The following is a 387-nucleotide window of genomic DNA, read 5'->3' as shown; positions in this document are numbered from 1 at the left end:
GTTATAGCTTTTATTATGGTAGGTGTTATTATAGCAAGAGCACTAAAACTCGATCCAATTGTTGCTACAGCTATTACTTTTGGTGCTAATTTTGTTGGTTTTAGCGTTGGTTTTTTAAATCCTTATACAGTTGGTATCGCACAAGATATTGCAGGTCTTCCAATTTTTTCAGGTGCACTGTTTAGAATCATTATTTTTCTTCTCATGTTGTCGATAACGATTGGGTACACATGGCGATATGCAAAAAAAATCATGTATCACTCTGAACTCAGTTTAATTGGTACATACCAAGAAACTGGAGACACAAATCGTTTAAATACACCATTTACAACTATACATAAACTCATAATTGGATTTGTGGCACTGTGTTTATGCTTTTTCGTATAC

Annotated in this window: 1 pseudogene; it reads left to right on the top strand. The window is 33.6% G+C overall.

The features are described from left to right. A pseudogene (locus tag CHM34_RS18805) lies at positions 1-387 on the top strand (YfcC family protein); the annotation flags it as partial.

This window comes from Paludifilum halophilum, from assembly GCF_002245355.1.
Classification (GTDB): Bacteria; Bacillota; Bacilli; order Thermoactinomycetales; family DSM-45169; genus Paludifilum; species Paludifilum halophilum.
Note: the sequence above shows the minus strand (reverse complement) of the source record. Positions and strands in the feature narration are given on the sequence as shown.